We start from the raw sequence: 15,496 nt of genomic DNA, 5'->3' as shown, positions 1-15,496 counted from the left end.
GGCTCAGGGCGTCGTGCGGCGGTGGCTCCATCATGCAAGGCACACGATGTTCGACCTCGCCGTCTTCGGCTCCCTGTTCCTGACCCTCTTCGTCATCATGGACCCGCCGGGGATCACCCCGATCTTCCTCGCCCTCACCGCGGGGCGGCCCGCAAAGGTCCAGAAGCGGATGGCCTTCCAGGCCGTCTGTGTGGCGGGCGGAGTCATCGCCGTCTTCGGCGTCCTCGGCCACCAGATCCTCGACTACCTGCACGTCTCGGTCCCGGCGCTGATGATCGCGGGCGGACTGCTGCTCCTGCTGATCGCGCTCGATCTGCTCACCGGCAAGACCGACGAGCCCAAGCAGACCAAGGACGTCAATGTCGCCCTGGTCCCGCTGGGCATGCCGCTGCTCGCCGGGCCCGGCGCGATCGTCTCGGTGATCCTGGCCGTACAGAAGGCCGGAAGTGTGGCCACGCAGGTCTCGGTGTGGGCGGCGATCATCGCCATCCATGTCGTGCTGTGGCTGGTGATGCGTTACTCGCTGCTGGTCATCAAGGTCATCAAGGACGGCGGTGTCGTCCTGGTGACACGGCTCGCGGGCATGATGCTCTCCGCGATCGCCGTGCAGCAGATCATCAACGGAGTCACTCAGGTGATCCGGGGAAGCTGAGACTCGGCCTCGGCTTCCCCGGAAGGCTTGAGTGTCGTGCGCCCTACGAGGCCGGGCAGCCTTCAGCGGGGCGGATCCACAGGCGCTGGCCGATGGCGGCCGCCTGTTGCACGATCCGGTTGACGGAGGCGGCGTCCACGACGGTGCTGTCCACGGTCGAGCCGTCGACCTCGTCGAGTCGCATGATTTCGAAGCGCATGAAGGCTTCTCCCTTCGTCTGGTCATCCTCCAGTGGAGAACTACTGGTGTGCGACGTGTTGTCGCGGTGTCACATGTGTAGACAACGACCGGCCCACCGCAAACATTCCCTACGCTAAGGAAATTTTTTCACGGGCTAATTACTGTCCGGTAAAAAGACCTCTCGACGGGACTGACGGGGACCGGTTGTGTTCGCAGCGTGACGGCCGGGACAATGGACCCGATGAACGACGACCTGGCGGCTCTGGGTGCCCGCATCGACCACACCAACGAACTGCTGCAACGCATGCTCGCCGAGGTGGCGAAAACACCCTCCACCCACGCGATCTTCGTGGACGCGGGCTATCTCTACGCGGCCGCCGGACGGCTGGTGGCCGGCACCGAGGACCGCCGCGCCTTCGACCTGGACGCCGAGGGTGTCATCGACGCGCTCATCGACAAGGCCCGCTCGATCTTCGCCGACAGCCGCCTGCTGCGCGTGTACTGGTACGACGGCGCCCGGCGCCGCATCCACACCGCCGAGCAGCAGTCGATCGCCGAGCTGCCCGATGTCAAGGTGCGCCTGGGCAACCTCAACGCCCACAACCAGCAGAAGGGCGTCGACTCCCTGATCCGCACCGACCTGGAGTCCCTCGCCCGGCACCGCGCCATCAGCGACGCGGCGCTCCTCGGCGGCGACGAGGACCTGGTCTCGGCGGTCGAGGCGGCGCAGGGGTACGGCGCGCGGGTCCATCTGTGGGGCATCGAGGCACCCGAGGGGCGCAACCAGGCCGAGCCGCTGCTGTGGGAGGTCGACAGCCAGCGCACCTTCGACCTGGAGTTCTGCAAGCCGTACGTCTCCCGCCGCACGTCCGCCGCCTACGAGGCCACGGGCAACCGGCCGACCCGTGAGGACGTGCGCTTCGTCGGCGCCCAGATCGCGGCGAAGTGGCTGGCCTCGCGCGGCCGGGACAGCCTGATGGAACTTCTCCCCGGCCACCCGTACCTGCCCGGCTCGGTCGACCAGGACCTCCTGGTGGAGGCGGAGGGGCTGCTCCAGTACTCCCTGCGCGGCCAGGCCGACCTGCGCCGGTCCCTGCGCGACGGCTTCTGGGAGCACCTGCAGACGCAGTACTGACAGCGGAAAGGCCCGGCTCCCTCTCTGAGAGGGAGCCGGGCCTTTCCGGGTGCCGCTTACGCCTCGGTGGGCTCCACGGCCGCGACCTTGCGGGTACGGCGGCGCGGCTTGGCCTCCGGCTCCTCGGACGCCTGCGCCGGGATCTCCGTCGCGACGGCCTTGGCGGCGGCGGTCTTGCGCGTCCGGCGCGGCTTGGTCTCCGTGACTTCCGCGACCTCGGCCGTCTCGGCCGCCTTGGCAGCGGCCGTCTTACGGGTACGGCGGGGCTTGGCCTCGGCCTCGGGGGCCTCGACCGGCTCCATCGCGGTGGTCTTGGCGGCGGCGGCCTTGCGGGTGCGGCGCGGCTTGGTCTCCACGACCTCGGCGACCTCGGCCGTCTCGACGGCCTTGGCAACGGCGGTCTTCCGCGTACGGCGGGGCTTGGTCTCGGCCTCGGGGGCCTCGACCGCGTCCACGACCGCCTCGGGAGCGGCAGCCGCCTTACGGGTACGGCGCTTCGGCGCCTCCGCGACCGGCGCCTCCGCGACGGCCTCGGGAGCCGCCTCCACTGCCTTGCGCGTCCGGCGACGCGGCTGCTTCGGAGCCTCGGCCACGGCGGCCTCGGGGACCGCCTCCACGACCGGCGCCTCGACGACGGCCTCGGCCACGGGAGCCGCCTCCGCACGCTTGCGGGTGCGGCGACGCGGCTGGGCCGGAGCCTCCAGCGCCTCGGTCTCCTGGACCACGGCCACGGCCTCCGGCGTCACCACCGTCTCCACGACGGCGGGGGCGGCAGCCGCCTCGCCCGACGCCCCGGCGCGCGTACGGCGACGGCGGCGCGGGGTGCGGGGAGCCTGCGGCTCCTCGGCGGACACGGTCTCCGCCGGAGCGGCACCGGCCTCCACCGGGGCACCGCCGCGCATGCGACGGCGACGACGCGGAGTGCGCTCGCCCCGCTCGGCCCGCTCGGTGCGCTCCCGCTCCGGCGCGGCCTCGGGACGCCCGCCACGGCCGGAACGGCCGCCGCCACCGCGTGCACCGCGGCCGCCGGTCTCGCCGAGGTCCTCCACCATCTCCGCTTCGAGCCCGGCGCGCGTGCGCTCCGAGCGCGGCAGGACACCCTTGGTGCCGGCCGGGATGTCGAGGTCGGAGAAGAGGTGCGGGGACGTCGAGTACGTCTCCACCGGCTCGTTGAAGTCCAGCTCCAGCGCCTTGTTGATGAGCTGCCAGCGCGGGATGTCGTCCCAGTCGACGAACGTGACGGCCGTGCCCTTGTTGCCGGCGCGGCCGGTGCGGCCGACGCGGTGCAGGTAGGTCTTCTCGTCCTCGGGGGACTGGTAGTTGATGACGTGGGTCACGCCGCTGACGTCGATGCCGCGCGCGGCCACGTCGGTGCAGACCAGCACGTCGACCTTGCCGTTGCGGAAGGCGCGCAGCGCCTGCTCGCGGGCGCCCTGGCCGAGGTCGCCGTGGACCGCGCCGGAGGCGAAGCCCCTGCGCTGGAGCTGCTCGGCGATGTCGGCGGCGGTGCGCTTGGTACGGCAGAAGATCATCGCCAGACCGCGGCCCTCGGCCTGCAGTATGCGCGCGATCATCTCCGGCTTGTCCATGGAGTGGCCGCGGTAGACGAACTGCTTGATGTTGGCGACCGTCGCGCCCTCGTCGTCCGGCGCGGTGGCGCGGATGTGCGTGGGGCGGGACATGTAGCGGCGGGCGAGACCGATGACCGCGCCCGGCATGGTGGCCGAGAACAGCATGGTCTGGCGCTTGGCCGGCAGCATGTTGACGATCTTCTCGACGTCGGGCAGGAAGCCCAGGTCGAGCATCTCGTCGGCCTCGTCCAGCACCAGGCACTTGACGTGGCTGAGGTCCAGCTTCTTCTGGCCCGCGAGGTCCAGCAGCCGGCCGGGGGTGCCGACGACGACGTCGACGCCCTTGTTGAGGGCCTCGACCTGCGGCTCGTAGGCACGGCCGCCGTAGATGGCGAGGACGCGCACGTTGCGCACCTTGCCGGCGGTCAGCAGGTCGTTGGTGACCTGGGTGCACAGCTCGCGGGTGGGCACGACGATGAGCGCCTGCGGGGCGCTGGTCAGCGCCTCCGGGGCGGCGCGGCCGGCCTCGACGTCGGCGGGGACGACGACGCGCTCCAGCAGGGGGAGGCCGAAACCGAGGGTCTTGCCCGTACCGGTCTTGGCCTGCCCGATGACGTCGTTGCCCGAGAGGGCGACCGGGAGCGTCAGCTCCTGGATGGGGAAGGGATTGATGATGCCGACGGCTTCCAGGGCCTCGGCGGTCTCGGAAAGAATGCCGAGGTCACGAAATGTCGTAGTCAGGGTTTTGCCTCTTCTTGTGTGTGCGGCGCGAGGCGAGCGCGGGGATCATGTCTGACCGTGCCGGGCACGTCGGCCGCCGTACGGGCGAACCAACCGGGGCAAGCCGTAAGACACGGGACCTCTGCCGACGCTCTAGCGCTCGAACCGCTAAGGATGTCCCTCCGCTCGCCGTACGCGCGGTGCCGTACGGCCCAGGAGGGCTGTCAGGTCGGAGCCGATCGGGCCACCGACCGGGCATCCTCATACGTGCGCCACTGCCACAGGGCGCCGAGCGCACCGAACAGCGTCGGCGCACTCAGCAGGCGCAATACCACCATACCCCGGATTGCCGCACACGCGATGGCCGAATTGGTCACGTAGTCGTGGTCACAGTGGTTGACCAGGGGCTTCCGGGACGGGTCGAGCGGGCTATTGTGCGCCTCATGACTAGCTCTGACAAGCCTGAGAACCCCGAGAACGCGGGCGCCGCCACCGGTGTCGCCGCCCAGGACTGGGCGACGGCCGCGGCGGACCCGCAGTACCGCGCCGCCGTCGTGGACCTGCTCGGCGCGCTCGCGTACGGCGAGCTGGCCGCGTTCGAGCGCCTCGCGGAGGACGCCAAGCTGGCGCCGACCCTCGCGGACAAGGCGGAGCTGGCCAAGATGGCCTCGGCGGAGTTCCACCACTTCGAGCGGCTGCGCGACCGGCTGACCGGGATCGGTGCCGAGCCCACCGCCGCGATGGACCCCTTCGTCGCCGCGCTGGAGAGCTTCCACAAGCAGACGGCGCCCTCGGACTGGCTGGAGGGCCTGGTCAAGGCGTACGTCGGCGACTCGATCGCCAGTGACTTCTACCGCGAGGTCGCGGCCCGCCTCGACACCGACACCCGGGAACTCGTCCTCGCCGTCCTCGACGACACCGGGCACGCGGAGTTCGCGGTGGAGAAGGTGCGCGCGGCCATCGACGCCGACCCGCGGGTGGGCGGGCGGCTCGCGCTGTGGGCGCGGCGGCTGATGGGCGAGGCGCTGTCGCAGTCGCAGCGGGTCGTCGCGGACCGGGACGCGCTGTCCACCATGCTGGTCGGCGGGGTCGCGGACGGTTTCGACCTCGCGGAGGTCGGCCGGATGTTCACCCGGATCACCGAGGCCCACACCAAGCGGATGGCCGCGCTGGGCCTCGCGGCCTGACCCGGCGTCAGGGGCGGCTACGCGGGCGCGGATCGCCGGCGGAGCCGCCCGGCCGGGCGCAACAGCAGCGACAGGGACGCGGCGGCCATGACGGCCGCGCCGAGCAGGGTGAGCAGGACCGGGGCCGGGCCGAGGGCGCTGTGCGTGACGAAGTCCCCGAAGAGCGCACCCGCCACCGCGGTGGCGAAGACCAGCGGGCGGGTGGGCAGCCGGTGCGGCAGGCGGTGCGCCGCCGCGAAGGCGAGGACGAGTCCGAGCGCGGCCGAACCGAGCACTTCGAGGATCATCGAGGGGTCCCTCCCACGTCTGCGTGCTCATGCGGTCACAGCCCGACATACCCGTGACCTGCGCGTTGCAATCCTCCCCTGGGCTCACCGTGTGCGCGAGCCGTGCGCGAGCCGGCTGCGCCCGGGCGCAGCGAAAAGGGCCCGGTGGCGAGTGCCACCGGGCCCTTCACGGGTGTCGCGCCTAGAGCGTGCCGAAACCGACCTTGCGGGCGGTCGGCGCGCCGATCTCGACGTACGCCAGACGGTCCGCGGGGACGACGACCTTGCGGCCGCGCTCGTCCTCCAGGCTCAGCAGCGGCGACTTGCCGGCCAGGGCGTCGGCCACGACGCGCTCGACCTCCTCGGCGCTCTGACCGCTCTCCAGAACGATCTCGCGGGGCGCGTGCTGCACGCCGATCTTGACCTCCACGGCTATGTCCCTCCGACGGTCAGTGATGTGCGCGATCTGCCGCGCCGTACGCAGCACACATTAGCCCGGTGAGGGGACGCGCATGCTTCCGGCGGGAACGCCATCAGCGAACACGCCTCACCGGCGCGTCAGTGGTGGTCGGTGCCGTGCAGCGGGAAACCGGCGATGCCGCGCCACGCCAGCGAGGCGAGCAACTGCACCGCCTGGTCGCGCGGCACGCTGCGGTCACTGTGCAGCCAGGACCGCGCCACCACCTGGGCGAGCCCGCCGAGCCCGGAGGCCAGCAGCATCGACTCCGCGCGGGACAGGCCGGTGTCCTCCGCGATGACCTCGCAGATCGCCTCCGCGCACTCGTTGGTCACCTTGTCGACCCGCTCGCGCACGGCCGGCTCGTTCGTCAGGTCCGACTCGAAGACCAGGCGGAAGGCGCCGCCGTCGTGCTCGATGTACGCGAAGTAGGCGTCCATGGTCGCCCGTACGCGCTGCTTGTTGTCGGTCGTCGAGGCGAGCGCGGCGCGCACGGCCTGGATCAGGGCCTCGCAGTGCTGGTCCAGCAGGGCGAGGTAGAGGTCCAGCTTGCCGGGGAAGTGCTGGTAGAGCACCGGCTTGCTCACTCCGGCGCGCTCGGCGATGTCGTCCATCGCGGCCGCGTGATAGCCCTGGGCGACGAAAACCTCCTGGGCAGCGCCCAGCAACTGGTTGCGCCGGGCTCGGCGCGGCAGACGGGTGCCGCGCGGGCGTGCTGCCTCTGTTTGCTCGATGGCTGTCACGCCGCCTCCCAATGTCGTCCTCATGCGGTGTCGGCCGCGCGGCCATCGTACTTTTCGGTAACCCCGGCGTGCGCGGTGCGAGCGCAGAATTTCACGTACCGGACGACGGCGAAAGCCGTGGCCCCGGCCCCGGTGCGCGTCCGGTCAGCGGTAGTCCTCCTCGTCGGTCCGCACGACGCGGGCCTGCTCGATGAGGTCGCCCTCGCTGCCCCGGTCCGGGTCCACCTCGGTCAGCGGCTCGTCCCGCTCCTCCGTGAGGGGGGCGCGCTGCTCGGCGGCGTCGTGCTCGGCGGCCTCGACATCGACGATCCCGGACGCGGTGTCGTCGTCGCGGCTCTCGATCTCGTCCGGATCGGTGGGGTCGTGGGCCATGACGGCCTCCCTTTCTTCCAGCTTCCGTCCGGAAGACGTCTTCCGGTACCTCTGGCTCGGGCGGGTACCCCGCGGCTGCGCTGTCATACGAGCCTAGGAGACCCCCCAGGCCCACGCCACGCCGTCGGCGGTACCGGGCCGGTGCTCGCACCCTGTGAGGGCGAACACATGAGCTGCGGTGTGATCGTCTCGTAACATTGCCGCATGTCTTCGACCGAGTCACCTTCCGTGCCGGCCGCGAGCGTGCTCCCTCGGGTCGCACCCGTAAGGGTGGGCGAGGGCGAGCGGATGAGGTCGGTGCGGCTGCCGGGGGTCACCCTCACGGTCCGGTCCCGGCCGCCCCTGAGGGAGGGTCTCGAACCCGCGCTGTTCGTGCACGGGCTCGGCGGTTCCTCGCAGAACTGGTCCCTGCTGATGGCCGCGTTGGACGGGGCCGTCGACTCCGAGGCCGTCGACCTGCCGGGCTTCGGCGACTCCCCGCCCCCGGACGACGGCGACTACTCCGTCACCGGCCACGCCCGCGCGGTCATCCGCCACCTGGACGCGGCCGGACGCGGCCCGGTCCACCTGCTGGGCAACTCGCTCGGCGGCGCCGTCTCCACCCGCGTGGCCGCCGTCCGGCCGGACCTGGTGCGCACCCTGACGCTCATCTCGCCCGCCCTGCCCGAGCTGCGCGTCCAGCGCAGTGCGGTCCCCACCGCCCTGCTGGGCGTGCCCGGGGTCGCCGCGCTGTTCAACCGGTTCACCCGTGAGTGGACCGCCGAGCAGCGGGTGCGCGGGGTGACGGCCCTCTGTTACGGCGATCCCACGACCGTGACGCCGGAGGCGTTCGGGTACGCGGTGGAGGAGCTGGAACGGCGCCTGAGGCTGCCGTACTTCTGGGACGCGATGACCCGCTCCGCGCGCGGGATCGTGGACGCCTACACCCTGGGCGGGCAGCAGGGGCTGTGGCGGCAGGCCGAGCGGGTACTCGCGCCGACCCTGCTGGTCTACGGTGGCCGTGACCAACTCGTCGGCTTCCGTATGGCCGCCAAGGCCGCCCGCTCCTTCAGGGACTCCCGTCTGCTGTCCCTGCCGGACGCCGGGCACGTGGCGATGATGGAATACCCGGAGCTGGTGGCCAGGGCGTTCCGCGAACTACTCGCGGAGAGCGCCGCACCGGGCGCCACGGACGCGGAGAACTGAGGGCAGGGGTGGGACGACACAGTCGCCGAGGACCGGCTCCCAAGGGGGACGCCTCGGCCAGGGAGGTGACCGGCCCGGCGGCCGGGGGCACCGAGGGCGTCACCGGGACGGGTGACTTCGACGCGCGCCCGCGTCCGCGTCCGCGGGGCGGTGAGCCGTGGGGTGCCGGATCTCAGGGTGTCTCCGGCGCGACCGTCAGCGGAGCCGGACGCCATGTCCCGCCGGGCCGGCGCGCGGACGACCGGGCGCCGGGCGCCTTCGGGTCCGCGCGGGGCGGTCACCCCGAGCAGCGTGAACAGGGCGGCGGCTGGGGGGAGTTCGAGAACCGGCGCGCCACCCCGACGCCCTTCCCCCGGCAGCGGCGCGCGGAGCCCGTGGACACGGGTACCGGCCCCCGCCGCGAGTACCTGGACGCCTTCGCCGAGACTGCGCCACCCCAGGCGTCCCGGCGGGCCGAGGTGCCCGGGCCGAGGGCCGCGCCGGGTGAGGGTGCCGCGCCTCCGGCGGTCGTGCCCGCGGCTGTCCGGCACGGCGGCAAGGGCCGGGCCTTCACCGGGGTCGCGGCCGCCGCCGTGACCACCGTGCTGGCGGTCGTCGTCGCCGGGCAGGTGGCCGACGGCCGCGCCCAGGGCGAGTCGCGGGCCCAGGCCGCCGGAGGCGCGCCGCCGCCCGCCGCCCAGGCCGTGCCCTCCAGCGCGCCGAGCGCCGTCCCGCTGACGTACGCCCAGAAGATGGGCCGGCTCTACCCCCTGGGGGCGACCCTCAAGGGTTCCGGCAGGTTCGACACCGTGCCCGGCTCGGCGAAGGCGCCCGGCAAGGGCCCGAAGATGACCTACCGGGTCGACGTCGAGCAGGGGCTCGGCCTGGACGGCGCGCTGTTCGCCGACGCCGTGCAGCGCACCCTCAACGACGACCGGAGCTGGGCGCACGGCGGGGAGCGCACCTTCGAGCGGGTCTCCACCGGCAAGCCGGACTTCGTGATCACCCTGGCCAGCCCCGGCACCACCGCCGAGTGGTGCGCCAAGTCGGGCCTGGACACCACCGAGGACAACGTCTCCTGCGACTCGGCGGCCACCGAGCGCGTGATGATCAACGCGTACCGCTGGGCGCAGGGCAGCGTCACCTACGGGGACGCCAAGATCTACTCCTACCGCCAGATGCTGATCAACCACGAGGTCGGTCACCGGCTCGGGCACGGGCACGTCACCTGTCAGAAGGACGGCGCGATCGCCCCGGTGATGCAGCAGCAGACCAAGTTCCTCGACCACGACGGAATCCACTGCCTGCCCAACGCCTGGCCGTACCCCAAGAGTTGAGGCGTGAGTGAACGGCGGCGCACTCATGTCACATTGACATGAGTCGCAAGTTCGTTCATATTTCTGCGCATGTGGTCCCGTCACGCCGTCTTCCGCAGCGCCGCCATCGAGCTGGCGCTCATCGGTGTGACCGCCCTCTGCGTGGCCGACATCGACTGTCGCTGACGCCGCCCTCCTGGCGTCCGCGTCGATGCGTGCCCTTTTCTCCCTGCCGCCCGTGAGCCTTCTCGCGGGATCTCTCGACGACTGACGCCGGGGCCGGCACCTGTCCGCAGGTGTCTCATTCCTCGTCCCCATGTCTCACCCCTCGGACAATCCGGGGGGTTCCCCCGAGAGGTCGTCATTTCCGATGCGTCAACCGTCCGTCATAGTGCGCCGCGTGGCAGCGGCATCCGTCGGCCTGGTCGTGGCAGCGGGCGCCGCCGCCTGCGGCCCTGAGGACAACGATGCCAAGGGCGCCGGTGGCGACTCCACGCCCCACAAGGGCGGCACCCTCACCGTGCTGAACGCCGAGGCCCAGACCGACTTCGACCCGGCCCGCCTCTACACCTCCGGCGGCGGCAACGTCCCCTCGCTGGTCTTCCGCACCCTCACCACGCGCAACCGCGAGAACGGCGCCGAGGGCGCCAAGGTGGTCCCCGACCTCGCCACCGACACCGGCCGCCCCAACAAGGACGCGACCGTGTGGACGTACACCCTGAAGAAGGGGCTGAAGTACGAGGACGGGACGCCGATCACCTCGGCCGACATCAAGTACGGCATCGAGCGGTCCTTCGCGCCCGAACTCTCCGGCGGCGCACCCTACTTGCGGGACTGGCTGAGCGGCGCCGCCGACTACCAGGGCCCGTACAAGGACAAGAAGGGCCTCTCCGCGATCGCGACGCCGGACGCGCGCACGATCGTCTTCCATCTGAACAAGCCCGAGGGCGAGTTCCCCTTCCTCGCCACCCAGACGCAGTTCGCGCCGGTGCCGAAGGCCAAGGACACCGGCACCAAGTACGAGCAGCACCCGGTGTCCTCGGGCCCGTACAAGGTGGTCAGCAACCAGAACGACGGCGAGCGCGTGCTGCTGGAGCGCAACCCGCACTGGAGCGGTGACGACGAGCGCAAGGCGTACCCGGACAAGGTCGACGTGCGCTCCGGGCTCGACTCCTCCGTCATCAACCAGCGGCTCGCCGCCTCCCAGGGCGCCGACAAGGCCGCCGTCACCACCGACACCAACCTCGGCCCGGCCGAACTCGCCCGCGTCAGCGGCGACAAGGGCCTCGCCGCCCGTGTGGGCACCGGTCACTTCGGCTACACCAACTACATCGCCTTCAACCCGAAGGTGAAGCCGTTCGACGACCCCAAGGTGCGCCAGGCGATCTCGTACGCCGTCGACCGCTCCTCGGTGATCAACGCGGCCGGCGGTTCCGCGCTCGCCGAGCCGGCCACCACCTTCCTGCCCGACCAGAAGTCCTTCGGGTACACCCCGCACGACCTGTTCCCGGCGGGCAATTCCGGCAACGCGGCCAAGGCGAAGGAGCTGCTGAAGGAGGCCGGGCACCCGAACGGGCTGACCGTCACCCTCACGCATTCCAACAGCAAGGACTTCGAGACCAGCCCGGAGATCGCCACCGCCCTCCAGGACGCGCTGAAGAAGGCCGGGATCACCGTCAAGCTCCAGGGGCTTGAGGACAACGACTACCGGGACAAGATCCACAGCATCAAGACCGAGCCCGGCTTCTTCCTCGCCCACTGGGGTGCCGACTGGCCCTCCGGCGGTCCCTTCCTCGCCCCGATCTTCGACGGCCGCCAGATCGTCAAGGACGGCGCGAACTTCAACACCGGCCTGCTCGACGACAAGTCGGTCAACACCGAGATCGACGCCATCAACAAGCTGACCGACCTGAACGCGGCCGCCGCCCGCTGGGGCGCGCTGGACAAGAAGATCGCCGGACAGGCCCTCGTGGTCCCGCTGTTCCACCCCGTCTACAAGCGCCTGTACGGCTCGGACGTCAAGAACATCGTGATCAGCGACTGGACCGGCGTGCTGGACATCTCCCAGGTCGCGGTGAAGTGACCCGGTGAGCGAAACACTCGTCGCCGTCGAGGCCGCCGGGGCGGACGTCACCGCCCCGGCGGCCTCGGGGGCCCGTCAGTTCTGGCGGCGGCTGCGCGCGCAGCGGGCCGCCCTGGTCGCCGCGGCCGTCGTCGCGCTCCTCGTCCTGGTCGCGCTCGCCGCACCCCTCCTCACCGCCATCGAGGGCCAGGACCCCACCACGTACCACCCCGGACTCGTCGACTCCGCGCGCGGCGGCGTGCCCATCGGGTCGCTCGGCGGGATCAGCGCCGAGCACTGGCTGGGGGTCGAACCGCAGACCGGCCGCGACCTGTTCGCCCGGCTGGTGGAGGGCGCCCGCGTCTCGCTGGGCGTCGCCTTCGCGGCCACCCTCATCCAGGTGCTCATCGGCGTCACCATCGGCGTGGCCGCCGCCACGGGCAGCCGCTGGCTGGACCAGGTCCTCAGCCGGATCACCGACATCATCGTCGCGCTGCCGCTCATGATCATGGCGCTGGCGCTGCTCGCCATCGTGCCCGCGAGCTTCCCCCGCCCGGTGCTGGTCGCCCTCGTCATCGGGCTGATCGCCTGGGGCAACGTCGCCAAGATCGTGCGCGCCCAGACACTCACCCTCAAGGGGCTCGACTACGTGGCCGCTGCCCGGCTCAGCGGATGGGGCGCCGTGCGGGTGGCCCGCCGCGAACTGCTGCCCGGCCTCGCCGCGCCCGTCATCACCTACGCCGCGCTGCTGGTCCCCACCAACATCTCCGCCGAGGCCGCCCTGTCCTTCCTCGGCGTCGGGGTCAAGCCACCGACGCCCTCCTGGGGACAGATGATCACCGCCGCCGACGTCTGGTACCAGGCCGCGCCGCAGTACCTGCTGTTCCCAGCCGGTGCCCTGTTCATCACCGTGCTCGCCCTCACCGTCCTCGGCGACGGCGTACGCACCGCACTCGACCCCCGTGCCGCCTCCCGGCTGCGCGTCGGCACCGGCCGCGCCCGGAAGGAGGACGCCGCGTGAACGGCTTCGGCGGATTCCTGCTGCGCCGCGCGGCGGGCACGCTCATCACCCTGCTCGCCGTCTCGGTCCTCGTCTACGTGGTCTTCTACGCCACCCCCGGCAACGTCGCCCAGATCACCTGCGGCCCGCGCTGCTCCCCGGAGCAGGTGCACCAGGTCGCGGCCCAGCTCCGGCTCGACGACCCGCTGTACCTGCGCTACTTCCACTTCCTCCAGGGCCTGTTCACGGGCCAGGACTACTCCACGGGCACCTCGGTCGAGCACTGCGCCGCCCCCTGCCTCGGGCTCTCCTACCAGAGCGACCAGCAGGTGATGACCCTGCTGCTGGCCAAGCTGCCGGTCAGCCTCTCGCTGGTGGCCGGCGCGATGGTGCTCTGGCTGGTCATCGGCGTCGGCACCGGCGTCCTCTCCGCCTGGCGGCGCGGCCGGCTCTCCGAGCGGGTGCTCACCGTGCTGACCCTGGCCGGCTGGGCCACGCCCGTGTTCGTGCTCGGGCTGGTGCTGATGATCGTGGTCTGCGGCGAACTCCGGCTCCTGCCCTTCCCGCAGTACGTCCGCTTCGGCGACGACCCCGAGCAGTGGGCGTGGAACCTGCTGCTGCCCTGGCTGTCGCTGGCCCTGATCGAGGCGGCCGCGTTCGCCCGGCTCACCCGCTCGGCCATGCTGGAGACCCTCGCCGAGGACCACATCCGCACCTTCCGCGCCTACGGCGTCGGCGAGCGGGCGATCGTCGGACGGCACGCCCTGCGCGGCGCGCTCGCCCCGGTCATCGCCCTCAACGCCAACAACGTCGGCTCCGCCATCGGCGGCGCGGTCCTCACCGAGACCCTGTTCGGACTGCCCGGCATCGGCCAGGAGCTGGTGCACGCGGTGAAGGTCGTGGACCTTCCCGTGGTCGTCGGCATGGTTCTGGTCGTCGCCTTCTTCGTCGTCATCGCCAACGCCGTCGCGGACATCCTGTACGCGCTGGCCGACCGCCGGGTGGTCCTCGCATGAGCCTGGTCGAAGTCACCGATCTCACCGTCGAGTTCGGCGCCCTGCGCGCCGTGGACGGACTCTCCTTCACGCTGGAGAAGGGGGCCGCGCTGGCCCTCGTGGGGGAGTCCGGCTCCGGCAAGTCCACCGTCGCCGGTGCCCTGCTGGGCCTGCACCGGGACACCGGGGCACGGGTCGGCGGCTCGGTCCTGGTCGCCGGCACCGACGTGACCGCCGCCTCCGACGCCGAACTGCGCGGGCTGCGCGGGGCCAAGGCCGCCATGGTGTTCCAGGACCCGCTGTCCTCCCTCGACCCGTACTACGCGGTGGGCGACCAGATCGCCGAGGTGTACCGCGTCCACACCCGCGGCACCCGGCGGGCCGCTCGCGCGCGTGCCGTCGAGGTGCTGGACCGGGTCGGCATCCCGGACGCCGCCCGGCGCTCCCGGTCCCGGCCGCACGAGTTCAGCGGCGGCATGCGCCAACGCGCGCTGATCGCCATGGCGTTGGCGTGCGAACCCGAGCTGCTCATCGCGGACGAGCCGACCACCGCGCTCGACGTCCCCGTGCAGGCCCAGATCCTCGACCTGCTGCACACCCTGCGCCTGGAGAACGGTCTCGGCCTGCTGCTCGTCACCCACGACGTGGGCGTCGCCGCCGAGAGCGCCGACGACGTGCTGGTGATGCGGCACGGCCGCGCGGTCGAACAGGGGCCGCTACGCCAGGTGTTGGTCTCCCCGGAGCAGCCGTACACCCGTGAACTCCTCGCCGCCGTACCGCGCGTGGACGCACCCCGTACCGCGCCCGCCGAGGAGGTGGGGGAGACCGTGCTCGAAGCGGTCGGCCTGCGAAGGGAGTTCGGGCGCGGGCGTGGCGCGTTCACCGCCGTGGACGACGTCTCGCTGGCCCTGCGCCGGGGCGAGACCCTCGGGATCGTGGGGGAGAGCGGCAGCGGCAAGACCACCCTGGGCCGCATGCTCGTCGGCCTGCTGGAGCCGACCTCGGGCGCCGTCCGGTACGAGGGACGCGCGCGGCGCGGGGTCGACCCGTCCGTGCAGATGGTGTTCCAGGACCCCGCGTCCTCCCTCAATCCCCGTCGCACGGTGGGCGATTCGATCGCCGATCCGCTGCGCGCAAAGGGGGAGAGGGACGACGAGGCCGTACGGGAGCGGGTGACCGGACTGCTGGAGCGGGTCGGTCTGGACGCGGCCCACCACGACCGCTACCCGCACGAGTTCAGCGGCGGCCAGCGCCAGCGCATCGGCATCGCGCGGGCCCTCGCCGCCGACCCGCGCGTCATCGTCTGCGACGAACCGGTCTCCGCGCTCGACGTCACCACACAGGCTCAAGTGGTCGCGCTGCTGGACGAGTTGCGCCGCGAACTCGGACTCGCGCTGGTCTTCATCGCGCACGATCTCGCCGTGGTCCGCCAGGTCAGCGACCGGGTCGCCGTCATGCGCCGGGGGCAGGTCGTGGAGACCGGCCCGGCGGACGAGGTGTACGAGCACCCGCGCGACCCGTACACCCGCCAACTCCTGGCCGCCGTACCGGCGCTGGACCCGGAGGTGGCCGCGCGGCGCCGGGCGGCCCGGCGGGAGCCCGCTCCGGCGTAACGTTTCGCGTGCGGAACGTCACCACGCGATCTCTTAGCGTGTCGGAACGCGGCTCGCCCGCGA

16 protein-coding genes are annotated in these 15,496 nt (G+C 71.9%); 10 read left to right on the top strand and 6 right to left on the bottom strand.

All coding sequences use genetic code 11. The features are described from left to right. Positions 1-46 precede the first annotated feature (46 nt). Positions 47-652, top strand: a complete 606-nt coding sequence (locus ACZ3HQ_RS02330; RefSeq protein WP_467507233.1) for a MarC family protein — start codon at positions 47-49, stop codon at positions 650-652. 43 nt (positions 653-695) lie between these two features. On the opposite strand, the gene ACZ3HQ_RS02325 is transcribed toward ACZ3HQ_RS02330, so the two are convergent. Then, positions 696-851, bottom strand: a complete 156-nt coding sequence (locus ACZ3HQ_RS02325; RefSeq protein ID WP_086693633.1) for a hypothetical protein — start codon at positions 849-851, stop codon at positions 696-698. Between the two features lie 222 nt (positions 852-1,073). On the opposite strand from ACZ3HQ_RS02325, the gene ACZ3HQ_RS02320 reads away from it, so the two are divergent. Then, on the top strand, positions 1,074-1,967 hold the full coding sequence (locus ACZ3HQ_RS02320; protein WP_467507231.1) for an NYN domain-containing protein: 894 nt from the start codon (positions 1,074-1,076) through the stop codon (positions 1,965-1,967). A gap of 56 nt (positions 1,968-2,023) precedes the next feature. Here ACZ3HQ_RS02320 and ACZ3HQ_RS02315 read toward each other — a convergent pair whose 3' ends face one another. Next, positions 2,024-4,228: a DEAD/DEAH box helicase gene (locus ACZ3HQ_RS02315; RefSeq protein WP_467507965.1), complete on the bottom strand. Its 2,205-nt coding sequence runs from the start codon at positions 4,226-4,228 to the stop codon at positions 2,024-2,026. A gap of 473 nt (positions 4,229-4,701) precedes the next feature. Here ACZ3HQ_RS02315 and ACZ3HQ_RS02310 point away from each other — a divergent pair, with 473 nt between their 5' ends. Further along, the gene (locus tag ACZ3HQ_RS02310; protein WP_467507230.1) at positions 4,702-5,445 is read left to right on the top strand and encodes a ferritin-like fold-containing protein; all 744 of its coding nucleotides are present in this window, start codon (positions 4,702-4,704) and stop codon (positions 5,443-5,445) included. 17 nt (positions 5,446-5,462) lie between these two features. On the opposite strand, the gene ACZ3HQ_RS02305 is transcribed toward ACZ3HQ_RS02310, so the two are convergent. From ACZ3HQ_RS02305 to ACZ3HQ_RS02290, 4 genes are all read right to left on the bottom strand, one after another. Further along, on the bottom strand, positions 5,463-5,732 hold the full coding sequence (locus tag ACZ3HQ_RS02305) for a hypothetical protein (protein WP_467507229.1): 270 nt from the start codon (positions 5,730-5,732) through the stop codon (positions 5,463-5,465). 181 nt (positions 5,733-5,913) lie between these two features. Beyond that, positions 5,914-6,141: a DUF3107 domain-containing protein gene (locus ACZ3HQ_RS02300; protein ID WP_030807269.1), complete on the bottom strand. Its 228-nt coding sequence runs from the start codon at positions 6,139-6,141 to the stop codon at positions 5,914-5,916. 128 nt (positions 6,142-6,269) lie between these two features. Further along, positions 6,270-6,911 carry a TetR/AcrR family transcriptional regulator gene (locus ACZ3HQ_RS02295; RefSeq protein ID WP_350898859.1) on the bottom strand — a complete coding sequence of 214 codons (642 nt, stop codon included), beginning with the start codon at positions 6,909-6,911 and terminating at the stop codon, positions 6,270-6,272. 144 nt (positions 6,912-7,055) lie between these two features. Beyond that, a complete protein-coding gene (locus ACZ3HQ_RS02290; protein ID WP_467507227.1) occupies positions 7,056-7,283 on the bottom strand; it encodes a hypothetical protein in 228 nt (75 codons plus the stop codon). Between the two features lie 204 nt (positions 7,284-7,487). Here ACZ3HQ_RS02290 and ACZ3HQ_RS02285 point away from each other — a divergent pair, with 204 nt between their 5' ends. The 7 genes from ACZ3HQ_RS02285 to ACZ3HQ_RS02255 all read left to right on the top strand — a co-directional run bounded on the left by ACZ3HQ_RS02285 (position 7,488) and on the right by ACZ3HQ_RS02255 (position 15,433). Further along, on the top strand, positions 7,488-8,468 hold the full coding sequence (locus ACZ3HQ_RS02285) for an alpha/beta fold hydrolase (RefSeq protein WP_467507225.1): 981 nt from the start codon (positions 7,488-7,490) through the stop codon (positions 8,466-8,468). Between the two features lie 65 nt (positions 8,469-8,533). Beyond that, positions 8,534-9,784 (top strand): DUF3152 domain-containing protein, encoded by a 1,251-nt coding sequence (locus tag ACZ3HQ_RS02280; protein ID WP_467507223.1) that lies wholly within the window; start codon positions 8,534-8,536, stop codon positions 9,782-9,784. Between the two features lie 69 nt (positions 9,785-9,853). After that, on the top strand, positions 9,854-9,949 hold the full coding sequence (locus ACZ3HQ_RS02275; RefSeq protein WP_324608470.1) for an Ms4533A family Cys-rich leader peptide: 96 nt from the start codon (positions 9,854-9,856) through the stop codon (positions 9,947-9,949). A gap of 184 nt (positions 9,950-10,133) precedes the next feature. Next, positions 10,134-11,846 carry an ABC transporter substrate-binding protein gene (locus ACZ3HQ_RS02270; protein ID WP_467507222.1) on the top strand — a complete coding sequence of 571 codons (1,713 nt, stop codon included), beginning with the start codon at positions 10,134-10,136 and terminating at the stop codon, positions 11,844-11,846. A gap of 4 nt (positions 11,847-11,850) precedes the next feature. After that, positions 11,851-12,846, top strand: a complete 996-nt coding sequence (locus ACZ3HQ_RS02265; RefSeq protein WP_467507220.1) for an ABC transporter permease — start codon at positions 11,851-11,853, stop codon at positions 12,844-12,846. Next, the gene (locus ACZ3HQ_RS02260) at positions 12,843-13,841 is read left to right on the top strand and encodes an ABC transporter permease (protein ID WP_467507219.1); all 999 of its coding nucleotides are present in this window, start codon (positions 12,843-12,845) and stop codon (positions 13,839-13,841) included. Before ACZ3HQ_RS02265 ends, ACZ3HQ_RS02260 begins: the two co-directional genes overlap by 4 nt. Then, positions 13,838-15,433 carry a dipeptide ABC transporter ATP-binding protein gene (locus ACZ3HQ_RS02255; protein WP_467507217.1) on the top strand — a complete coding sequence of 532 codons (1,596 nt, stop codon included), beginning with the start codon at positions 13,838-13,840 and terminating at the stop codon, positions 15,431-15,433. Before ACZ3HQ_RS02260 ends, ACZ3HQ_RS02255 begins: the two co-directional genes overlap by 4 nt. The last annotated feature ends 63 nt before the right edge of the window (positions 15,434-15,496 follow it).

The sequence above is a fragment of the Streptomyces sp. NPDC018263 genome (genome assembly GCF_055562575.1).
Note: the sequence above shows the minus strand (reverse complement) of the source record. Positions and strands in the feature narration are given on the sequence as shown.